Raw genomic sequence first — 16000 nt, 5'->3', positions numbered from 1 at the left:
GGGCCCGGGTCGCGGAGGGGGCGGCGTAAGGCCGCGGGGAGGGTCTCGGTCGGACGGATCATGACGGGGCGGTCCGTGGACGGGTCGCGGGGCCGAGGTGCGGCGCCCGGTCGCCGAACGGTCCGCTCAGTGCTCCCGGGGTGCCGGGACGGAGGGCTCGATCTCGGGGTGGACGGTGAGCAGCGCCCGCATCGCGGTCTCGGCAGCGGTGCCGTCACCGGTGCCGAGCGCGTCCACCAGCCGGGCGTGCAGCCCGACCGAGGGCTCCGAGGGCCGCTCGCAGGAGGTGGCCGGACCGCCGGACACCTGGAGCGCGCAGGCGACGATCCCGGAGAGGTGCTCCAGCATCCGGTTGCCCGCCAGCTGCAGGACGAGCCCGTGCAGCTCGGCGTCGGCCCGGGCGTAGGTGGCGAGGTCCGCCTGGGCGCAGGCGTGCCCCAGGATCTCGACCAGCTCGGCCAGCCGCTGCTGGACGTCCTCCCGGCCGTGCCCGGCGGCGAGCCGGGAGGCCAGCGGCTCGATCGCCCAGCGGAGCTCGAACAGCTCCCGGCGCTGCTCGTCGCGCTGCGGGCCGAAGGCGCGCCACTCGATGATGTCCGGGTCGAGCAGGTTCCAGTCGCTGACCGGGCGGACCCGGGTGCCGACGTTGGGGCGGGCACTGACCAGGCCCTTGGCCTCCAGCACCCGCAGCGATTCGCGGACGACGGTGCGGGAGACCTCGAACCGCTGGCCGATCTCCTCGGGGACGAGCGGCCGGTCGGCGCCGAGGTCGCCGGAGACGATCATCTGGCCGAGCTGCTGGACGAGCTGGCCGTGCAGGCCGCGGCCGCGGCTGCTGGTGGTCTTGCGGCCGACCCGGGCGAGGTCCGACTCGGCGCCCTCCCAGCGGGGCGCCGGCGGGGTGGGCCGGTCGGCGTAGGAGAAGCGGTCCAGGTCGGCGGGGCCGGAGATGGCCCCGTCGACGGAACGGGCGGGGGTCATGGTGGGGTGCGCAAGGGTGTTCACAGGTCCTTTGTCGGCGATCGGCGGGCGCAGCTTGAGAATTCTCGTGAAAAGCACACGAAAGGGTGATCGACCGTGACTGGATAATTGACTTCTTATCAGGGCGAAGCACGCATTGCGGTCACCCTTGGTCGATCTTGACGAACCGCAGACGAACCGCCCCCGGCGGGCCGGGAGTCACAGCGCGCGGCGTCTGACCTGCACCGCCAGGGTGACCAGCAGCAATACGAAGGCCGGCGCCGTCACCGCGGCCAGCAGCGCCGGATCGGACAGCACCGAACCGCCCGCCGCAACCCGGCGGCCCCCGCCGTACACCCATCCGTACGCCCACTCGATCCCGGAGTGGAACGGCAGCAGCTCCGCCGCCCGGGCCGGCCAGGGCGTCCCGGTCCACCGCAGCAGCAGCGTCACCCCGGACTCCAGCAGCGGCGGCAGCGCGCAGAGCAGCAGCATCCCGGCGACCGTGCTGCGGGTCAGCGCGGCGGCCAGCACCCCGGTCCAGGCCGCCACGACCACCAGCAGGACGAACGCCAGCAGCGCGGCCGGCGTCCCGTGGCCGGCCCCGAGGGCCAGCGGCGCCAGCGCCCCCGGCAGCGCGTCCGCCCCGCCCAGACCGGCCCGGGCCAGCACCCGTACGACCCGCCCGGAGAGCGCGTCCGGGTCCGACCAGGCCTCGACCGCCACCCCGGCCGGCAGCGCGAAGTGCACGGTCACCGCGTCGACCAGCAGCGTCAGCGGCGCCAGCAGCGCCGCGACCGCGCCGGTCACCAGCAGCTTGCCCGCCAGCATCCGCACCCGGCGCGGACAGCCCACCTGGGAGGCCGCCAGCCCCGGGTGCCGGACCTCGTGCCCGTACGACAGCGCGCCCAGCAGCCCGGCCCCCAGCGCCGCGAACGGCAGCGGCACCAGCGGGACCGCCGCCGTCAGCAGCCGCACCGCCGCCGCACCGTCCAGCTCGCCGTCGGCGGTCCGGTTCGCCAGCACGCCCGCGACCGCGGCGTCGGCGATCAGCACCAGGCCGAGCAGCAGCCAGGTCGAACGCAGGCCGCGCACCCGGCGCAGCTCGTATGCCAGAACTCGCACGGTTCACTCGCTCCGAAGGTCAGAGGTCAGGGGAACGACGGGGGCCTCGGCGGGCAGTTGCTCGGTGGCCGGACGGGCGGCGGGCGGCTTCGCGACGGGGGGCTGTACGGCGGGCGGCCGGGTGACCGGCGGGTGCGCGGCGGGCGGGTGCGCGACGCGGCCCAGGCGGATGGTGTCGTCCGCCCTGAGGTCCGTGGCCTCGCCGGGGCGGCCGTCCGCCGGGCGGACGAGGCCGGTCAGCCCGTCCCGGAAGAGCCGGTCGACGGCGACGACCGGCGAGCCCTCCTCCTCGCGCCGCCCACCGCCACCGGCCGCCGGCAGGGCCCGCCCGCTCTCGGCGGGCGCGCGCCGGGGGACGGCCCTGATCCCGCTGCGGGCGGTCAGCGCCGACAGCGCGGTCGCGGCCGAGAGGCCCGCCGGGGCCGCGACCGGCAGCGCGAGGGTGGGCGCCGGGTCCCGCTCCCGATCGACGGCGCCCCGCCGCATCACCGTCGCGGCCTTCTCCGGAACCGTCTTCTCCGGCGCCGCTCCCTCCGGCACCGGTTCCTCCGCCGGCGGCCGGACCACCGGCATCGCCGTCGTCCGCTCGGCCGTCGCCGGTGTCATCACCGCTGCCATCACCGCTGCCGTCGCCGGTGCCGTGGCCCGGTCGCCCGGCCGTTCCTCGGCCCCGTCCCCCGCCGCCCGGGGCTTCGACGGCCGGGCCGGCGCGGGCCCGGCCTGCGTCCGGAGGTGGCCCGACCGTCCGGAGCCGGCCGGCAGGGCGGCCCTGGGGGCGGGCTGCTCGACCACCCGGTCGGCGAGCTCGTGCAGCAGGATGCCGTGCCGGTAGGCGAGTTCGCCGATCTCGGTCCGGCCGATCCCGGCCACCGCGAGCCCAGCCCCGCCGTCCCGGCGGACCTGCGCGCCGTGGCCCGCCAGCAGATCGGCGAGCCGGGCCATCTGCGGTCCCCGGACGGCGACCTCGGGGCTGAGCCTGGTGCGCCGGAACTCCGGCACCGGCTGGTCGGCCGCCATCCGGCCCTCGTCCAGGGTGATCACCCGGTCGGCGAGAGCGGCGGCCTCCTGCGGGGTGCGGGTGGTGACCAGCACCGTGCCGCCGGCGGCGGCGAACGAGCGCAGGAAGGAGTGGAACCACTCCACGTTGCGCGGGGAGAGCCCCTCGGTGGGCGCGTCCAGGAGCAGCGTGCCGGGCTCGCCGAGCAGCGCGGCGGCGAGCGCGAGCCGGCGGTGCATCCCGGGCGAGAAGGTGCGCAGTCGCTGGTCGGCGACGGCCGCGAGCCGGGTCTGTTCCAGCAGTTCGTCGGCCCGCCGGGTCGGCACCCCGACGGCCGCGGCCAGCATCCTGAGGTGTCCCCGGGCCTTCCGGTCGGGGTGTCCGACGGTCTCCGCCGCCACCGGCGCACCGCCCGCTCCGGCGAGGAGCACGCCGACCTCGTGCTCGGGCCGCCGCAGCCGGCGGTAGGTCCGGCCGGCGAAGAGCGTGACGCCCCGGCCGCGTTCGAGTTCCAGCATCAGCCGCAGCGCGGTCGACTTGCCCGCTCCCTCGGGACCGAGCAGCGCCGTCACCGCACCCGGGCGGGCGTCGAAGGTCAGGTCCAGGAGCGCCGGTGGAACGCCCCGGCGGTAGACCTTGGTCAGTCCGGTGATCTGGATCATCGCTGGCTGCTCCCATGCCCTCGGCCGACCTGCTCCGCGCGGCGCCGGATCGCGCCGGTACGGTTCCGCGCCAGCACATTAGGGGGCCACGGCGGCGATTCCGGGCATTACGGGAGCGGCACGGGCCCACCGCCCGCACACCTCACCCGATCAGGGGACAATCCGATCCTGCGACCTGGACGTTCGGACCACCGGCCGCGAGGGGCTCAGGGCTCCCGGCGCGGCGGCTCAGGACTCCGGGCGCAGCATCGGCGGGTTGAGCACATTGGCCCCGCCGGAGGTGAACAGCTGGGCCGGGCGTCCGCCCTGACGGGTCGTCGTCCCGCCGGAGGGCAGCAGGAAGCCGGGGGTGCCGGTCACCTTGCGGTGGAAGTTCCGCGGGTCGAGGACCACGCCCCAGACCGCCTCGTAGACCCGGCGCAGCTCGCCGACGGTGAACTCGGCCGAGCAGAAGGCCGTCGCGAGCGAGGAGTACTCGATCTTGGAGCGGGCCCGCTCCACCCCGTCCGCCAGGATCAGCCCGTGGTCGAAGGCGAGCGGGACGCCGTCGACCTGGTTCGGGCCGAGGAGTTCGGTGACCGGGGCCCAGCGGGCGCCGCTGGCGTCGCCGCCGGCGCGCGGGGTCGGCAGGTCGGGCGCGAGCACCAGGTAGGCCACGCTGACCACCCGCATCCGGGGGTCGCGCTGCGGGTGGCCGTAGGTGGCGAGCTGTTCCAGGTGGGCGCCGGCGGTGCCGGGCCCGGCCGCGTCGTGGCCGGGGGCGGAGTAGGCGCGCAGACCGGTCTCCTCGGCCAGCTCCCGCGAAGCGGCCTCGGCCAGTCCCTCGTCGGGGCGCACGAATCCCCCGGGGAGCGCCCAGTAGCCCTGGTAGGGCGGCTCGCCCCGACGGACCAGCAGGGCGCAGAGCGCGTGCTCGCGCACCGTCAGCACGACCAGGTCGACCGTGACAGCGAAGGGCGGGAAGGCCGACGGGTCATAACGCGACATGGCGACGATCATAGTCGTCTCTCTGACGATAAGCACAGGCCCGCGGACGGGCCGTACTGCGGCGGTCCGTTCACGCCGTCCGCCCCGCGCGGGCCGGTGGAGTCCGGCCCGCGCCCGGGCGGTGGGGGCGGGGACAGCGTCAGCGGGCCACCAGTTGGAGCTCGGCGGAGGCCTCCTCGACCATCGCCACGCCGATCCGGCTGACCCTCACCGAGAACGGCTCGCCGGCCACCCGCAGCCCCGTCAGTTCCAGTTCCCCGAGCGGCGCCGTGCTGGCCGGGCGGACCAGCACCCGCCCGCCGGGGACGTCCGGCCGGACGCCGGCGAGCGCGAACACCGCGTGCGCGGCCCCGGCAGCCGAGACCGCCGCCGGCCGGCAGGCCCCGGGGTGCGGCACCGGCGGGCTGCCGGGCGTCCACTGCTCCCCCGCGTACATCTCGGGCAGCCGGCCCTCGAAGTGGGCGGCGGCGGCGAGCAGGCCCTCCAGCAAGGCCCCGGCCTCGTTCTCGTGACCGGCCTCCGCGAGCCCGGCGACGGCGAGGGCGGTCTCGTGGACGCGCACCGCCCCGCTGCGGTGGCCCAGCGGGTTGAACCGGGGCGACTTGGCGCTGAGCGTGCGCAGCCCCCAGCCGCTGTCGAGCTCGGGCGCGGCCAACCGCTGGGCGAGCAGCCTGGTCTGCTCGCGGTCCAGCAGGCTCTCGTGCCGGCCCCCGTCGGCGGCCAGGCCCGGGTCGAGGAGGTGGACCAGGGAGGCGGCGACGGCGGGCAGCGGCTGGCCTCCCGGGGCGAGCCCGGCGGCGGGGCGGCCGCCGGAGAGGTCGTCCACCCAGAACCGGTCGCGGAACCGGCCGCGCAGGGCGGTCGCCCAGCCGCGCCACTCCTCGGCACCGGGCCGTCCGAAGGCCTCCAGCAGTTCGGCGCCGTGCAGCGCGGCCCGGTGCGCCTGGGCCTGCACCTCGGCCCGGGCCGGCACCGGGTGGGCCGACCGCTCCTCGACGGGGCGGCTCAGGTCAGTGACGAAGCCGTCCACCAGGCCTTCGCGCAGCGCGCCGAGCGCGCGCTCGGCGGCCGGGAGGAGTTCGGCCACCTCGGCCCGGGACAGGCCCCAGCGCCAGGCCTCGGCCAGCACGGTGACGAACAGCAGGGTCGCCTCGGTGGCGGTGCAGGTCGGCGGCAGCTCGGGGCCGCCGTGCCGCAGCGCGCCGGGGAGCAGCCCGTCGGGGCGGCGGGGGCCCTGGCCGGGTGCGCCGGCGGGCTGCTGACGGCGGGCCAGGGCCCGCAGGGTGCCGGCGGCGAGCCGGGTGCCGAGCGGCAGGGTCAGCCGGGCCGCCCACAGCGCGTCGGCCGGGGCCAGGCCGAACCGCCAGGGCGCGCCGGAGGCCAGGTAGAGGTCGGTGGGGCGGTCGGGGTCGGCGAAGAGCAGCCCGCCGAGGGCGTCCAGGGAACGCGACACCACCAGCCCCGCGCGAGGGTCGTCGCAGCGCACCTCGGGCTCGGCCCACGGCAGCGGGACCCCGGCGCCGCGGCCTCCCGGCGGGCGCGGGGCGGGCGCCGTGGCCTCCAGCACGGCCCGCAGCTCGACCGACCAGCGCGCGCCCGGCTGGACCTCCAGGTCCCAGCGCAGCACGCCGGCCCCGGCCAGCACGGCGTGCGGCGAGGGCTGGGCGCTGACCGTGGCGCTGTGGGTGTGCCCCGCCCAGCGCAGCCCCGCGGACTGCACCTGGCCGGGCAGGTCCGGGGGGCGGTGGCCGGCGGCGATCTCGCCGACCGGGCCGAGGTCGGTGGCGAGGGCGATCTCCAGCGGCAGCCGGGCCGGACGGCTGCCGGCGTTGCGCACCGTGACGGTCTCCACGCCGTCGGCGTGGCGCACCCGCTCGACGGTGAGCGCCGGGTCCGGGTCGAGGTCGCCGGGGAGGCGGACGGCGCCCAGGAAGCGGGCCTGGGCCGCCGAGGTCAGGGTGCCCTGGAGCGGAAGCGGCTCGACCCCGCCGAGGCGAAGCTCCATCCGGGCGACCACCCGGACCCCGGAGCGGTAGAAGCCGTGCAGGCCGTGTCCGCGCAGCTGGCCGTCGGGACCCGAGGCCGCCATCGCGGGCGCGTTCACGCAGAGCACCGCGTGGTGGGTGGCGGCCGGCTGCGGGCGCGGCGGCGCGGGCCGGGCCGGGACGCCGGGGCCGGCCGGCTGGGCCTGCTCCGGCCGGCCGACCGGTCTCGGCGCGCCGACCACACTCTCGGCCGGCGTGGCCTGTGGTGGCCTGATCGCGGTCACCGGACTCTCCTCCCCTCGGCGGTCCGGTGGCCGGTCAGGGCCGGTGGGCCGCGAGCATGTTCGATCGCGTGCGTGCTGGTGTCGGGTCGGCGGACACCCCGCCGGCCGCTGTGCCGTGTCTGGCCGTACCCGGTGCCGGGCCGTGCCAAGCGGCGCCCGGTACCGAATCGGTACCGGCCCCGCGTCGTTCGCCGCCGGGCGTCGTCGCACCCGGCCGCCGCCGTACCGCCCGGCACACCGCCGGACCCCTCGGCCCGCCCGCGCCGGTGACGACGCCGGACCCTGGTCCGGCACCGGCGCCCGTTCCCCGCGGGGCTGTCGGCGCGCCGGCACAAGGCCCCCGGAGTGAACGCCGGAGACCGGCGGCAGGTCACGCCCGCCGGGTCGACCGGGCACCGGTGCCGGCCCGAGCGGCGTGGCCGCCGGCCGGACCGCTGCCGCTGCCGGTCCGTCGCGCCCGGCCGCACGGGCCGCCGGGTGGGCGGTCGCGGGCGGTGGCCGCCGGGGCGGCCCCGGGCCGCGGTCAGGATACGGTGCGGTGGTCGCGGCCCCGTCACCGGCAACCCCGGCCGGGGCCGGCGCGACCGCTGTGACCAGCAGAGACCGAGGAGTTGTATGTCCACCGCCAGCCGGCTGCCCGGGATTGCCTTCACCGACCACGTCTTCCGGGTGCCGCTCGACCACGCCGCCCCGCAGGGCGAGCAGATCGAGGTGTACGCCCGTGAGGTGGTCGCCGCGGACCGCACCGGGGACACCGGTCTGCCGTGGCTGCTGTTCCTCCAGGGCGGCCCGGGCGGCAAGGCCGGCCGCCCGCTCGGCCGGGACGGCTGGCTGGATCGCGCGCTCGACGACCACCGGGTGCTGCTGCTCGACCAGCGCGGCACCGGGCGGTCCACCCCCGCGACCCGGCAGACGCTGGCCCGGCGGGGCGGCGCCGAGGAGCAGGCGGACTACCTGGCGCACTTCCGGGCCGACTCGATCGTGCGGGACGCCGAGCTGATCCGCCGTCGGCTGCTCGGCGACGACCGCCGGTGGAGCGTGCTCGGTCAGAGCTTCGGCGGCTTCTGCACCCTCACCTACCTCTCCATCGCTCCCGAGGGACTGGACCAGGCCTTCATCACCGGTGGCCTGGCCGGCCTGCGCAGCTCCGCCGACGACGTCTACCGGGCCGCCTACCCGCGCGTCGTCCGCAAGAACGAGGGCCACTACGCGCGCTTCCCGCAGGACGTCGAGGCGGTGCGGCGGATCGCCGCGCACCTCGCCGACGCCCCCGCCGACCTGCCCGACGGCGGCCGGCTCACCGTCGAGGCGTTCCAGGCGCTCGGGCTGCTGCTCGGCGGCGGCAGCGGCTCCGGGACCCTCCACTACCTGTTGGAGGAGGCCTGGGTGGAGGGCCCGGCCGGCCCCGAGCTCTCCGACACCTTCCTCGCCGGCACCCAGGCGCAGCTCTCCTTCGCGCAGGGCCCGCTCTACGCCGTCCTGCACGAGTCGATCTACGGCCAGCGCTCGGTGGACCCGGCCGGCACCGGCTGGTCCGCCGCACGCGTTCGCGCGGAGTTCCCGGAGTTCGACGCCCGGGCCGCGCTGGAGTCCGGCGCGCCGGTGCTGTTCACCGGGGAGATGATCTACCCCTGGATGTTCGACACCGACCCGGCGCTGCGCCTGCTGAAGGAGACCGCGGAGCTGCTGGCCGCCCGCACCGACTGGCCCGACCTCTACGACCCCGAGCGGCTGGCCGCCAACGACGTGCCGGTGGTGGCGGCCGTGTACCACGACGACATGTACGTCGACACCGCCGACTCGCTGCAGACCGCGCGGGCCGTGCGGGGGCTGCGGACCTGGATCACCAACGAGTGGGAGCACGACGGCCTGCGGGTCAGCGGGGGCAAGGTGCTCGACCGCCTGATCGCGATGGCGCGCGGCGAGGCGTAGCGCGTCACCAGCACCGGCCACCGGGCGGAACGGGCCCGGCCGGGGCTTCCCCGGCCGCCCGGCGGGACGGTCGGGGAAGCCGCTCCGGTGGCGGCCGGACGGGCCCGGCCCACCCGCCGCGATCGCCAGGACGTCAGCGGCCACGACGCTCCGCCCCCTCTCCGCACACGCCCCGGAAGCAGCCCCGCCGGCAGCCGCCCACCGCCGCGGACGACGGGCAGGGCACCGGCCGGGGGATCGGGCGGGCGAACCGTGCCGTGCGGAGGGCACTCCGGCGGTCCTGGGCCCGGCAGCCCGGCGCCGGAGCGGCGCCCGGGCGGACACCGACCGCCGCGCACCGCGCCCGCGCGGTGGCCGTCCCGGTGCCTCGGCCACCCGAGGGGTCACCGCCCGTGCCCTCCCGCCCGGGCGGCACCCCGGCCGGGCGGCCGGGGCCCGCGGGCCCGTCGGAGGCCGCCTCCGCGGTGCCCGCCGCACCCTCGGTACCCGCCACCGCCGGACGGCCGCGCCGTCGACGGCCACGGCGACGCACCTTCCCGGGCGCGGGCCCCTCCGCGGCGGGCGCCGGCGCCGGGGAGGGACCCGACGAGGGCCCGGACTCCCGTTCCGGATCGCCCTCGGGGTCCGGATCGGCTTCCGGCGCCCGGTCCCCGGCCGCCTGCTCGACCGCCCGCTGCTGCTCCTCCCGTGCCTCCCGCTCGGTGCGGCGACGGCGCTCCGTCTCCACGCTCGTCAACAGCGTGTCCGGCGAGAAGCCGCTGTTCAGCGACTCGTACAGCAGCTGCGCGAGCAGGTAGGAAGGGTGGCGGCGGAGCGTGTGGCCGAGCACCACGCGCGCGGTGGCGGTGTCCCCCGCGACCCAGGAGGTCCAGGCCAGCAGGGTGAGCGGCGGCGCGGCACAGCTCTCGTAGGGCGCCACGCAGCGGGTGGCCAGGAAGCGCCAGAGCCGTTGGGCGGACGCGAGCTCGTCCGGTCTGGCGTACTCGGCCGCGCGGTCCCGGACGATCCGGTCCTGGAGCGCCAGCAGCAGCCGCGCCGTCCGCTCCTCGTCGAGTTCGGTGGCTCCGGCCATGAACTCGGCCACGGCCGCGTCGAGCAGCGCGGCGTGCTCCCGCCGGTCGAGCGACAGCCGCCGCCCGGGCGACGGCCCGGCCCCGGCCCGGGCGAGGGCGCCGCGCACGGCGTCCGCACCGGGCGGCCCGAGCGGGGCCAGGGCGGCCAGGATCTCCTTGCGGCTGCCGCGCGGCGCCAGGCCGGCGACGGTCGCCGCCACCGCGACCGGGCCGGGGCCGGGCGTGCGGTGGATCGGGTGCCCCGCCGGATCGCAGCAGCCCTCCCGCGTGCAGAGGAAGGACCACCAGCGGTCCGCCGAGACGCACAACGACTCCTTGACCCGCACACCGCGGCTCTCGAAGGCCTGCTGCAACCGCTCCGCGAGCGGTCGCAGCCGTTCGGCGACCGGCGGGCCGTACTCCCCGCCGGGCTGCGGCCCGGCGGGATCCTGGCAGAGGTACAGGAGGACCTGGACCGGCCGTCGGTCCTGCCGCTCGGAGAGCCGGACGAGGAGGGCGGCCGTCTCCTCGGCGGCGGCCGGCCACTCCTCGGCCGACTCGGGGATGTCCAGCCGGATCACCCCGCCCTGGTGCAGGCCGGGCGGCTGGAGGCCGACCGCGACAATGCTGTCGTCGGGGAAGAAGCCGAGCAGGTAGGGCAGCGCCTCGGCCATGTCGGCCGGGCCCCGCATGGTGATCGGACGGCCACCGGGGCCGTCGCCGAAGGGGAGCGCGATGGGTTCGTCGGTCATGGGCGGAAGGCTGCCGCAATTCCCCGGAGCTCCTGGAAAATTCTTCCGGATCTGTGGATAAACCCGGCCTGTGAATATCTCCTCCCTCGATCGGCCTATCGTCGAGCCACTCTTCCGGGGGAAAATCGGCTGCCGTTCAGCAGAAGAACGGATGAAACACCTCCCGGCTTCGCCCGCTCCGCACCCGCCGCCGTTCGCCCCTTGTCGGTTCCTCGGGGTTACATGGGGGCCATGCAGCAGCCGAAGACCCACACCACCGCCACCGCCGCCGACCGCGCCGAGGTCCGGACGCGGGCCGAGGCCGTCCTGCGCGAGCTGGCCGGCCCCGGCGCCACCCTCCGCGAGGACCAGTGGACGGCCATCGAGGCCCTGGTCGTCGACCACCGCCGGGCCCTGGTGGTGCAGCGCACCGGCTGGGGCAAGTCCGCCGTCTACTTCATCGCCACCGCCCTGCTGCGGGCCCGCGGCGCGGGTCCGACGGTGATCGTCTCGCCGCTGCTCGCCCTGATGCGCAACCAGGTGGACTCGGCGGCCCGGGCCGGCATCCACGCCCGCACCATCAACTCCGCCAACACCGACGAGTGGGACGCCGTGCAGGCCGAGGTCGCCGCCGGGGAGGTGGACGTCCTGCTGGTCAGCCCCGAGCGGCTGAACAACCCGGACTTCCGCGACCAGGTGCTCCCCAAGCTCGCCGCCTCCACCGGCCTGCTGGTGGTCGACGAGGCCCACTGCATCTCCGACTGGGGCCACGACTTCCGCCCCGACTACCGCCGGCTGCGCACCATGCTCGCCGAGCTCCAGCCGGGCGTCCCGGTGCTGGCCACCACCGCCACGGCGAACTCCCGGGTCACCGCCGACGTCGCCGAGCAGCTCGGCACTGGCACGGGCGACGAGCACGCGCTCGTGCTGCGCGGCCCGCTCGACCGCGAGAGCCTCACCCTCGGCGTGCTGACCCTGCCCGACCCCGCGCACCGGCTGGCCTGGCTCGCCGACCACCTCGAGCGGCTGCCCGGCTCCGGCATCATCTACACCCTCACGGTCGCCGCCACCGACGAGGTCACCGCCTTCCTGCGCGAGCGCGGCTTCCCGGTGGCCTCCTACTCCGGCCGCACCGAGGACGCCGAGCGCCGCACCGCCGAGGCCGACCTGCTCGCCAACCGGGTCAAGGCGCTGGTCGCCACCTCCGCCCTCGGCATGGGCTTCGACAAGCCGGACCTCGGCTTCGTCGTCCACCTCGGCTCCCCCAGCTCCCCGATCGCCTACTACCAGCAGGTCGGCCGGGCCGGGCGCGGGGTCGACCGGGCCGAGGTGCTGCTGCTGCCCGGCCGCGAGGACGAGGCGATCTGGCGCTACTTCGCCTCGCTGGCCTTCCCGCCCGAGGAGCAGGTCCGCCGGACGATCGACGCGCTGGCCGAGGCCGGCCGGCCGCTGTCCACCGCCGCGCTGGAGCCCCGGGTGGACCTGCGCCGCACCCGGCTGGAGACCATGCTCAAGGTCCTCGACGTGGACGGCGCCGTCCGGCGGGTCAAGGGCGGCTGGACGGCCACCGGCCGGAGCTGGGAGTACGACACCGCCCGCTACGCCAAGGTGGCCGCCTCCCGGGAGGCCGAGCAGCGGGCGATGCGCGAGTACGCGGCGTCCGGCGACTGCCGGATGGAGTTCCTGCGCCGCCAGCTGGACGACGAGCAGGCGGCGCCCTGCGGTCGGTGCGACAACTGCGCCGGGCCGCTGCACGGACCGGAGGTCTCGACGCAGGCCCTGGAGGCCGCCCGCGCCGCCCTCGGCCGGCCGGGCGTCGGCTTCGAGCCGCGCCGGCTCTGGCCCACCGGCATGGACGCGCTCGGCGTCCCGCTCAAGGGCCGCATCCCGGCGGGCGAGCAGGCCGAGACGGGCCGGGCGCTCGGCCGCCTCTCGGACATCGGCTGGGGCACCCGGCTGCGTTCGCTGCTCGCCGACCAGGCCCCGGACGGGCCCGTCCCCGGCGAGGTGGTGGACGCCCTGGTCACCGTGCTGGCCGACTGGGCGCGCGGGCCGGGTGGCTGGGCCGGCCCGGCGGCCACCGACGGTGCCCGGCTGGAGCGGCCGGTCGGCGTGGTGACGATGGCCTCCTCGACCAGGCCGCAGCTGGTCGGCAGCCTCGGGGCCAGGATCGCCGAGATCGGGCGGCTGCCGCTGCTCGGGCGGATCGAGTACGCGACCGGGCAGCCGCCGCACGGCTCGCGCAGCAACAGCGCCCAGCGGCTGAACTCGGTGGCGGGCGCGCTGACCCTCCCGCCGGAGACGGCGTCGGCGGTGGCGGCCGCGGGCGGGCCGGTGCTGCTGGTGGACGACCTGGTGGACTCCGGGTGGACGGTCACCGTGGCCGCCCGGCTGCTGCGCCGCGCCGGGGCGGGCGCGGTGCTGCCGCTGGTGCTGGGCGTCCAGGGCTGACCGCCTCCCCGCACGACCGGACGCGGCACCGGCCGGAGCGGGACCGCATCACCAGGCCGCGTCGCAGCACCACCTCGCAGGACCGCCGCACCCGATCGGAGTAATCACAGGTTCTCGTCCATCTCTCCGTACCCGGCCGGAACCGTCGACCGGGCGGCGTGGAGACCACCGGGAGATCGTCGCGGAAAAGGAGGGGCGGAGTTGTCCGGAAGGCTTCGCAGCGCCCCGTGGTCCGGCCGGAGCACGGTCCGGCGACGGCCGGGCCGGTTCCGGGCGGCCGTGGAATATATCCGGCAGAACGTTGGCTTTCGGGCGGCGTTCATCATTTCATCATTGCCGCTCAACCCCATCTGCCCTGAGAATTGGACCGTACCCGGAGCCTGGTCCTTTGGACCATGCCTCTGGCGTACGCAGGCACCCGCGCACCCGCGGGTCGGGAAGGAGGGCCGTGATCAGCGGAACCGACCGAGGTCAGTATCCCCTCGTCCGGAGTTCGGCCCTCAGACGGGTGCTCGATCTGGAGACCTGGACGGCCTCGGGGATCCCGCTGCTCCGCGATCCCCGCGAATTCGTCCTGGAACTGCACCGGCGCCATCTGCCGCAGCCCGGCACGGTGGTGGTCGCCGTCCTGGACGCGCTGCACCGGGTGACCGCCTCGGCCTCGTTCGCGCCCTGGCCGCACGACACGGACGGCTGGCTGCACCGCAACGCGATCCTCACCCACCTGCGCCAGGTCACCCCGCACGATCTGCGACTGCCCGCCCCGAAGCGGACGGCCGTCCTGCTGAGCTGCCGCGAGGGCTCGGCCGGCTGGACGGAGCAGGACGGCGCCTGGATGTGGGCGCTGCGGGACGCGGCCGGCCTGCACGGGCTGCGCTGCGGAGCGTATGTCGCGCTGACCCCGGCCGGCTGGCAGATCCTCGGCGACGGACGGAGCGGACGCAATCCGCACGCGGGTTCGTGGGCGGAGGGGCCGGTCCACACCGTGACGGAACTGCCGCAGCGCGGCGAGCGCTCCCCGCGGTCCCGCCAGTCCGAGCGCCCGTGGGGGCCGGCCCGGGTCGCGGCGATCGAAACGGCCCGGCGCACCGGCACCGCCTGACGCACCCGCTGACCGTTCGTCGGCCCGCCCGCGGTCCGGCACGGCCCACCGCCGACACCCGTGACCGGGCCCCGGCCCCGCGCACCCGTCGGCGCGCGGCGGGAACGCCGAGGCCCGGCACCACGAGGGGTGCCGGGCCGGGATGGTCGTCGGGCCTCCCGGGCGGTCAGGACCGCCGGGCCCCCCGCCGGTGTCAGGCGGACTGCCTGCGGGGGGCCGAAGCACCGGTCGCGGCGCGCGACGCACCGGCGGTGGCCGGAGCGGCTCCGCCGCAGACCACCAGCAGCGCCTCCGCGTGCCGCAGCGCCTTGGCGTACGCCGCCGCGGCACGGTCGGCCGGACCGCCGTTGACGGCCAGCACGACGACCGGTCGGCGGGCCGGGCGGGTCAGCTCGGCGTCGGCATAGAACACGTCGCCGCCCTCGGCGAGCTGCGCCCAGTAGCGCTCCTCGCCGAAGGTCAGCTCGTGCTGCTGCCAGGGGTGCGCCGCGCCGACCGTCAGCACCAGGACGGTGCCGGGGTCGCGGCCGGAGTCCAGCAGTTGGTCGACGGTCTCGTCCGCGCGGTCCAGCGCCTCCGCCTCGGTGGCGGGGACGTGCCGGACCTCGACCGACGCCGGGCGGGGCGCGGGTCGCGGAGGGGTGGGCTTGGGGATCGGGTTCGGGCGCGGCGAAGGCCCCGGACGGTCCGCCCGCGCGGCCGCCGTACGCGGCGCTGCCGGCCGCGGCGGTGCGGGGCGGGGGCCCGGCACCGGGGCCGGGGCCGGCACGGCTCCGACGGCCGACGGTACGGCGGTGGTCGCGCCGCCGGTGGCGGGCACGCGGAGGGCTTGTGCGTCCGACTCGCGGGGGCTGGGAACGCCGGGGCCCGGGAGGCTCTCGTTAATCTCCGGCTCCTCGGGGAAGACAGGCATACCCGGATATCTATCAAATGCCGGTCGGGCGCGCACGGGCGCCCCACCCCTTGGGCACCGCGGGCCCCACCGGCGCCCCGGGGAGTTTCCAGACGTACCGTCAGAAACCGAGCGCGAGCTGCTCGCCGACGGGCTCCGCGGAGCCCGCGCCGCCGGGTCCGGGAACCGTCCGGCTCCGCTTCAGGTGGCGCCACCGGGGCAGCCCGTCGAGATAGGACCAGGAGAGGCGGTGGTGCTCGGTCGGACCGAGCTCCTCCAGCGCGGCCCGGTGGACCGGGGACGGGTAGCCGGCGTTGTCGGCGAACCCGTACTCGGGGCACTGCTCGCCGAGATCGGCCATGAGACCGTCGCGGTGGACCTTGGCGAGCACCGAGGCGGCGGACACGCAGATGCACGACTGGTCGCCCTTGATCACCGTGCGCACCCGCCAGGGGCCGCCGAGGTAGTCGTGCTTGCCGTCGAGGATCACCGCGTCCGGCTCCACCGGCAGCGCCTCCAGCGCGCGGACGGCGGCCAGCCGCAGCGCGGCGGTCATCCCGAGCTCGTCGCACTCCAGCGCCGAGGCGTGGCCGAGCGCGTACGCGGTGACCCAGTCGGCGAGCACGGGCGCGAGCGCGCGGCGGCGGAGCTCGGTGAGCAGCTTGGAGTCGGTCAGGCCCTCCGGGGGCCGGCGCAGGCCGGTGACGGCCGCGCCCACGGTGACCGGCCCGGCCCAGGCGCCGCGCCCGACCTCGTCGAGGCCGACGACGACCTTGGCGCCGGCGCGGCGCAGCGAGCGCTCGACGGAGTGTGTCGGCGGGACGATGGGCATGATGGGGT

11 protein-coding genes are annotated in these 16000 nt (G+C 77.0%); 3 read left to right on the top strand and 8 right to left on the bottom strand.

The features are described 5' to 3' along the window. Positions 1 to 126: 126 nt before the first annotated feature. The 5 genes from ACFVUH_RS26215 to ACFVUH_RS26195 form a co-directional block, all read right to left on the bottom strand. Positions 127 to 1059 (bottom strand): FadR/GntR family transcriptional regulator, encoded by a 933-nt coding sequence (locus ACFVUH_RS26215; RefSeq protein WP_387915644.1) that lies wholly within the window; start codon positions 1057 to 1059, stop codon positions 127 to 129. Between the two features lie 120 nt (positions 1060 to 1179). After that, positions 1180 to 2085: a hypothetical protein gene (locus ACFVUH_RS26210; RefSeq protein ID WP_355365070.1), complete on the bottom strand. Its 906-nt coding sequence runs from the start codon at positions 2083 to 2085 to the stop codon at positions 1180 to 1182. Positions 2086 to 2088: 3 nt separating this feature from the next. After that, a complete protein-coding gene (locus ACFVUH_RS26205; RefSeq protein ID WP_387915643.1) occupies positions 2089 to 3744 on the bottom strand; it encodes an ATP-binding cassette domain-containing protein in 1656 nt (551 codons plus the stop codon). 228 nt (positions 3745 to 3972) lie between these two features. Beyond that, positions 3973 to 4731, bottom strand: a complete 759-nt coding sequence (locus ACFVUH_RS26200; protein ID WP_355365076.1) for an NUDIX domain-containing protein — start codon at positions 4729 to 4731, stop codon at positions 3973 to 3975. A gap of 139 nt (positions 4732 to 4870) precedes the next feature. After that, positions 4871 to 6820: a glycogen debranching N-terminal domain-containing protein gene (locus ACFVUH_RS26195; RefSeq protein WP_387915716.1), complete on the bottom strand. Its 1950-nt coding sequence runs from the start codon at positions 6818 to 6820 to the stop codon at positions 4871 to 4873. Between the two features lie 795 nt (positions 6821 to 7615). On the opposite strand from ACFVUH_RS26195, the gene ACFVUH_RS26190 reads away from it, so the two are divergent. Beyond that, positions 7616 to 8932: an alpha/beta fold hydrolase gene (locus ACFVUH_RS26190; protein ID WP_387915640.1), complete on the top strand. Its 1317-nt coding sequence runs from the start codon at positions 7616 to 7618 to the stop codon at positions 8930 to 8932. Positions 8933 to 9065: 133 nt separating this feature from the next. On the opposite strand, the gene ACFVUH_RS26185 is transcribed toward ACFVUH_RS26190, so the two are convergent. Continuing rightward, positions 9066 to 10736: a DUF4192 domain-containing protein gene (locus ACFVUH_RS26185; protein WP_387915639.1), complete on the bottom strand. Its 1671-nt coding sequence runs from the start codon at positions 10734 to 10736 to the stop codon at positions 9066 to 9068. Between the two features lie 231 nt (positions 10737 to 10967). On the opposite strand from ACFVUH_RS26185, the gene ACFVUH_RS26180 reads away from it, so the two are divergent. Together ACFVUH_RS26180 and ACFVUH_RS26175 are read left to right on the top strand one after the other, a co-directional pair. Then, positions 10968 to 13166, top strand: coding sequence for a RecQ family ATP-dependent DNA helicase (locus ACFVUH_RS26180; RefSeq protein ID WP_387915637.1), 2199 nt, complete (start codon positions 10968 to 10970; stop codon positions 13164 to 13166). 508 nt (positions 13167 to 13674) lie between these two features. Next, positions 13675 to 14268 (top strand): hypothetical protein, encoded by a 594-nt coding sequence (locus ACFVUH_RS26175; RefSeq protein WP_355365091.1) that lies wholly within the window; start codon positions 13675 to 13677, stop codon positions 14266 to 14268. A 193-nt stretch (positions 14269 to 14461) separates the two neighbouring features. Here ACFVUH_RS26175 and ACFVUH_RS26170 read toward each other — a convergent pair whose 3' ends face one another. Continuing rightward, positions 14462 to 15181, bottom strand: a complete 720-nt coding sequence (locus tag ACFVUH_RS26170) for a hypothetical protein (RefSeq protein ID WP_387915635.1) — start codon at positions 15179 to 15181, stop codon at positions 14462 to 14464. A gap of 100 nt (positions 15182 to 15281) precedes the next feature. Further along, positions 15282 to 15992: a ribonuclease HII gene (locus ACFVUH_RS26165; RefSeq protein ID WP_387915633.1), complete on the bottom strand. Its 711-nt coding sequence runs from the start codon at positions 15990 to 15992 to the stop codon at positions 15282 to 15284. Positions 15993 to 16000 lie beyond the last annotated feature (8 nt).

The sequence above is a fragment of the Kitasatospora sp. NPDC058032 genome (assembly GCF_042885845.1).
Taxonomy (GTDB): Bacteria; Actinomycetota; Actinomycetes; order Streptomycetales; family Streptomycetaceae; genus Kitasatospora.
The sequence above is the reverse complement of the archived record's forward strand: the minus strand, read 5'-3'. Positions and strand labels throughout refer to the sequence as shown.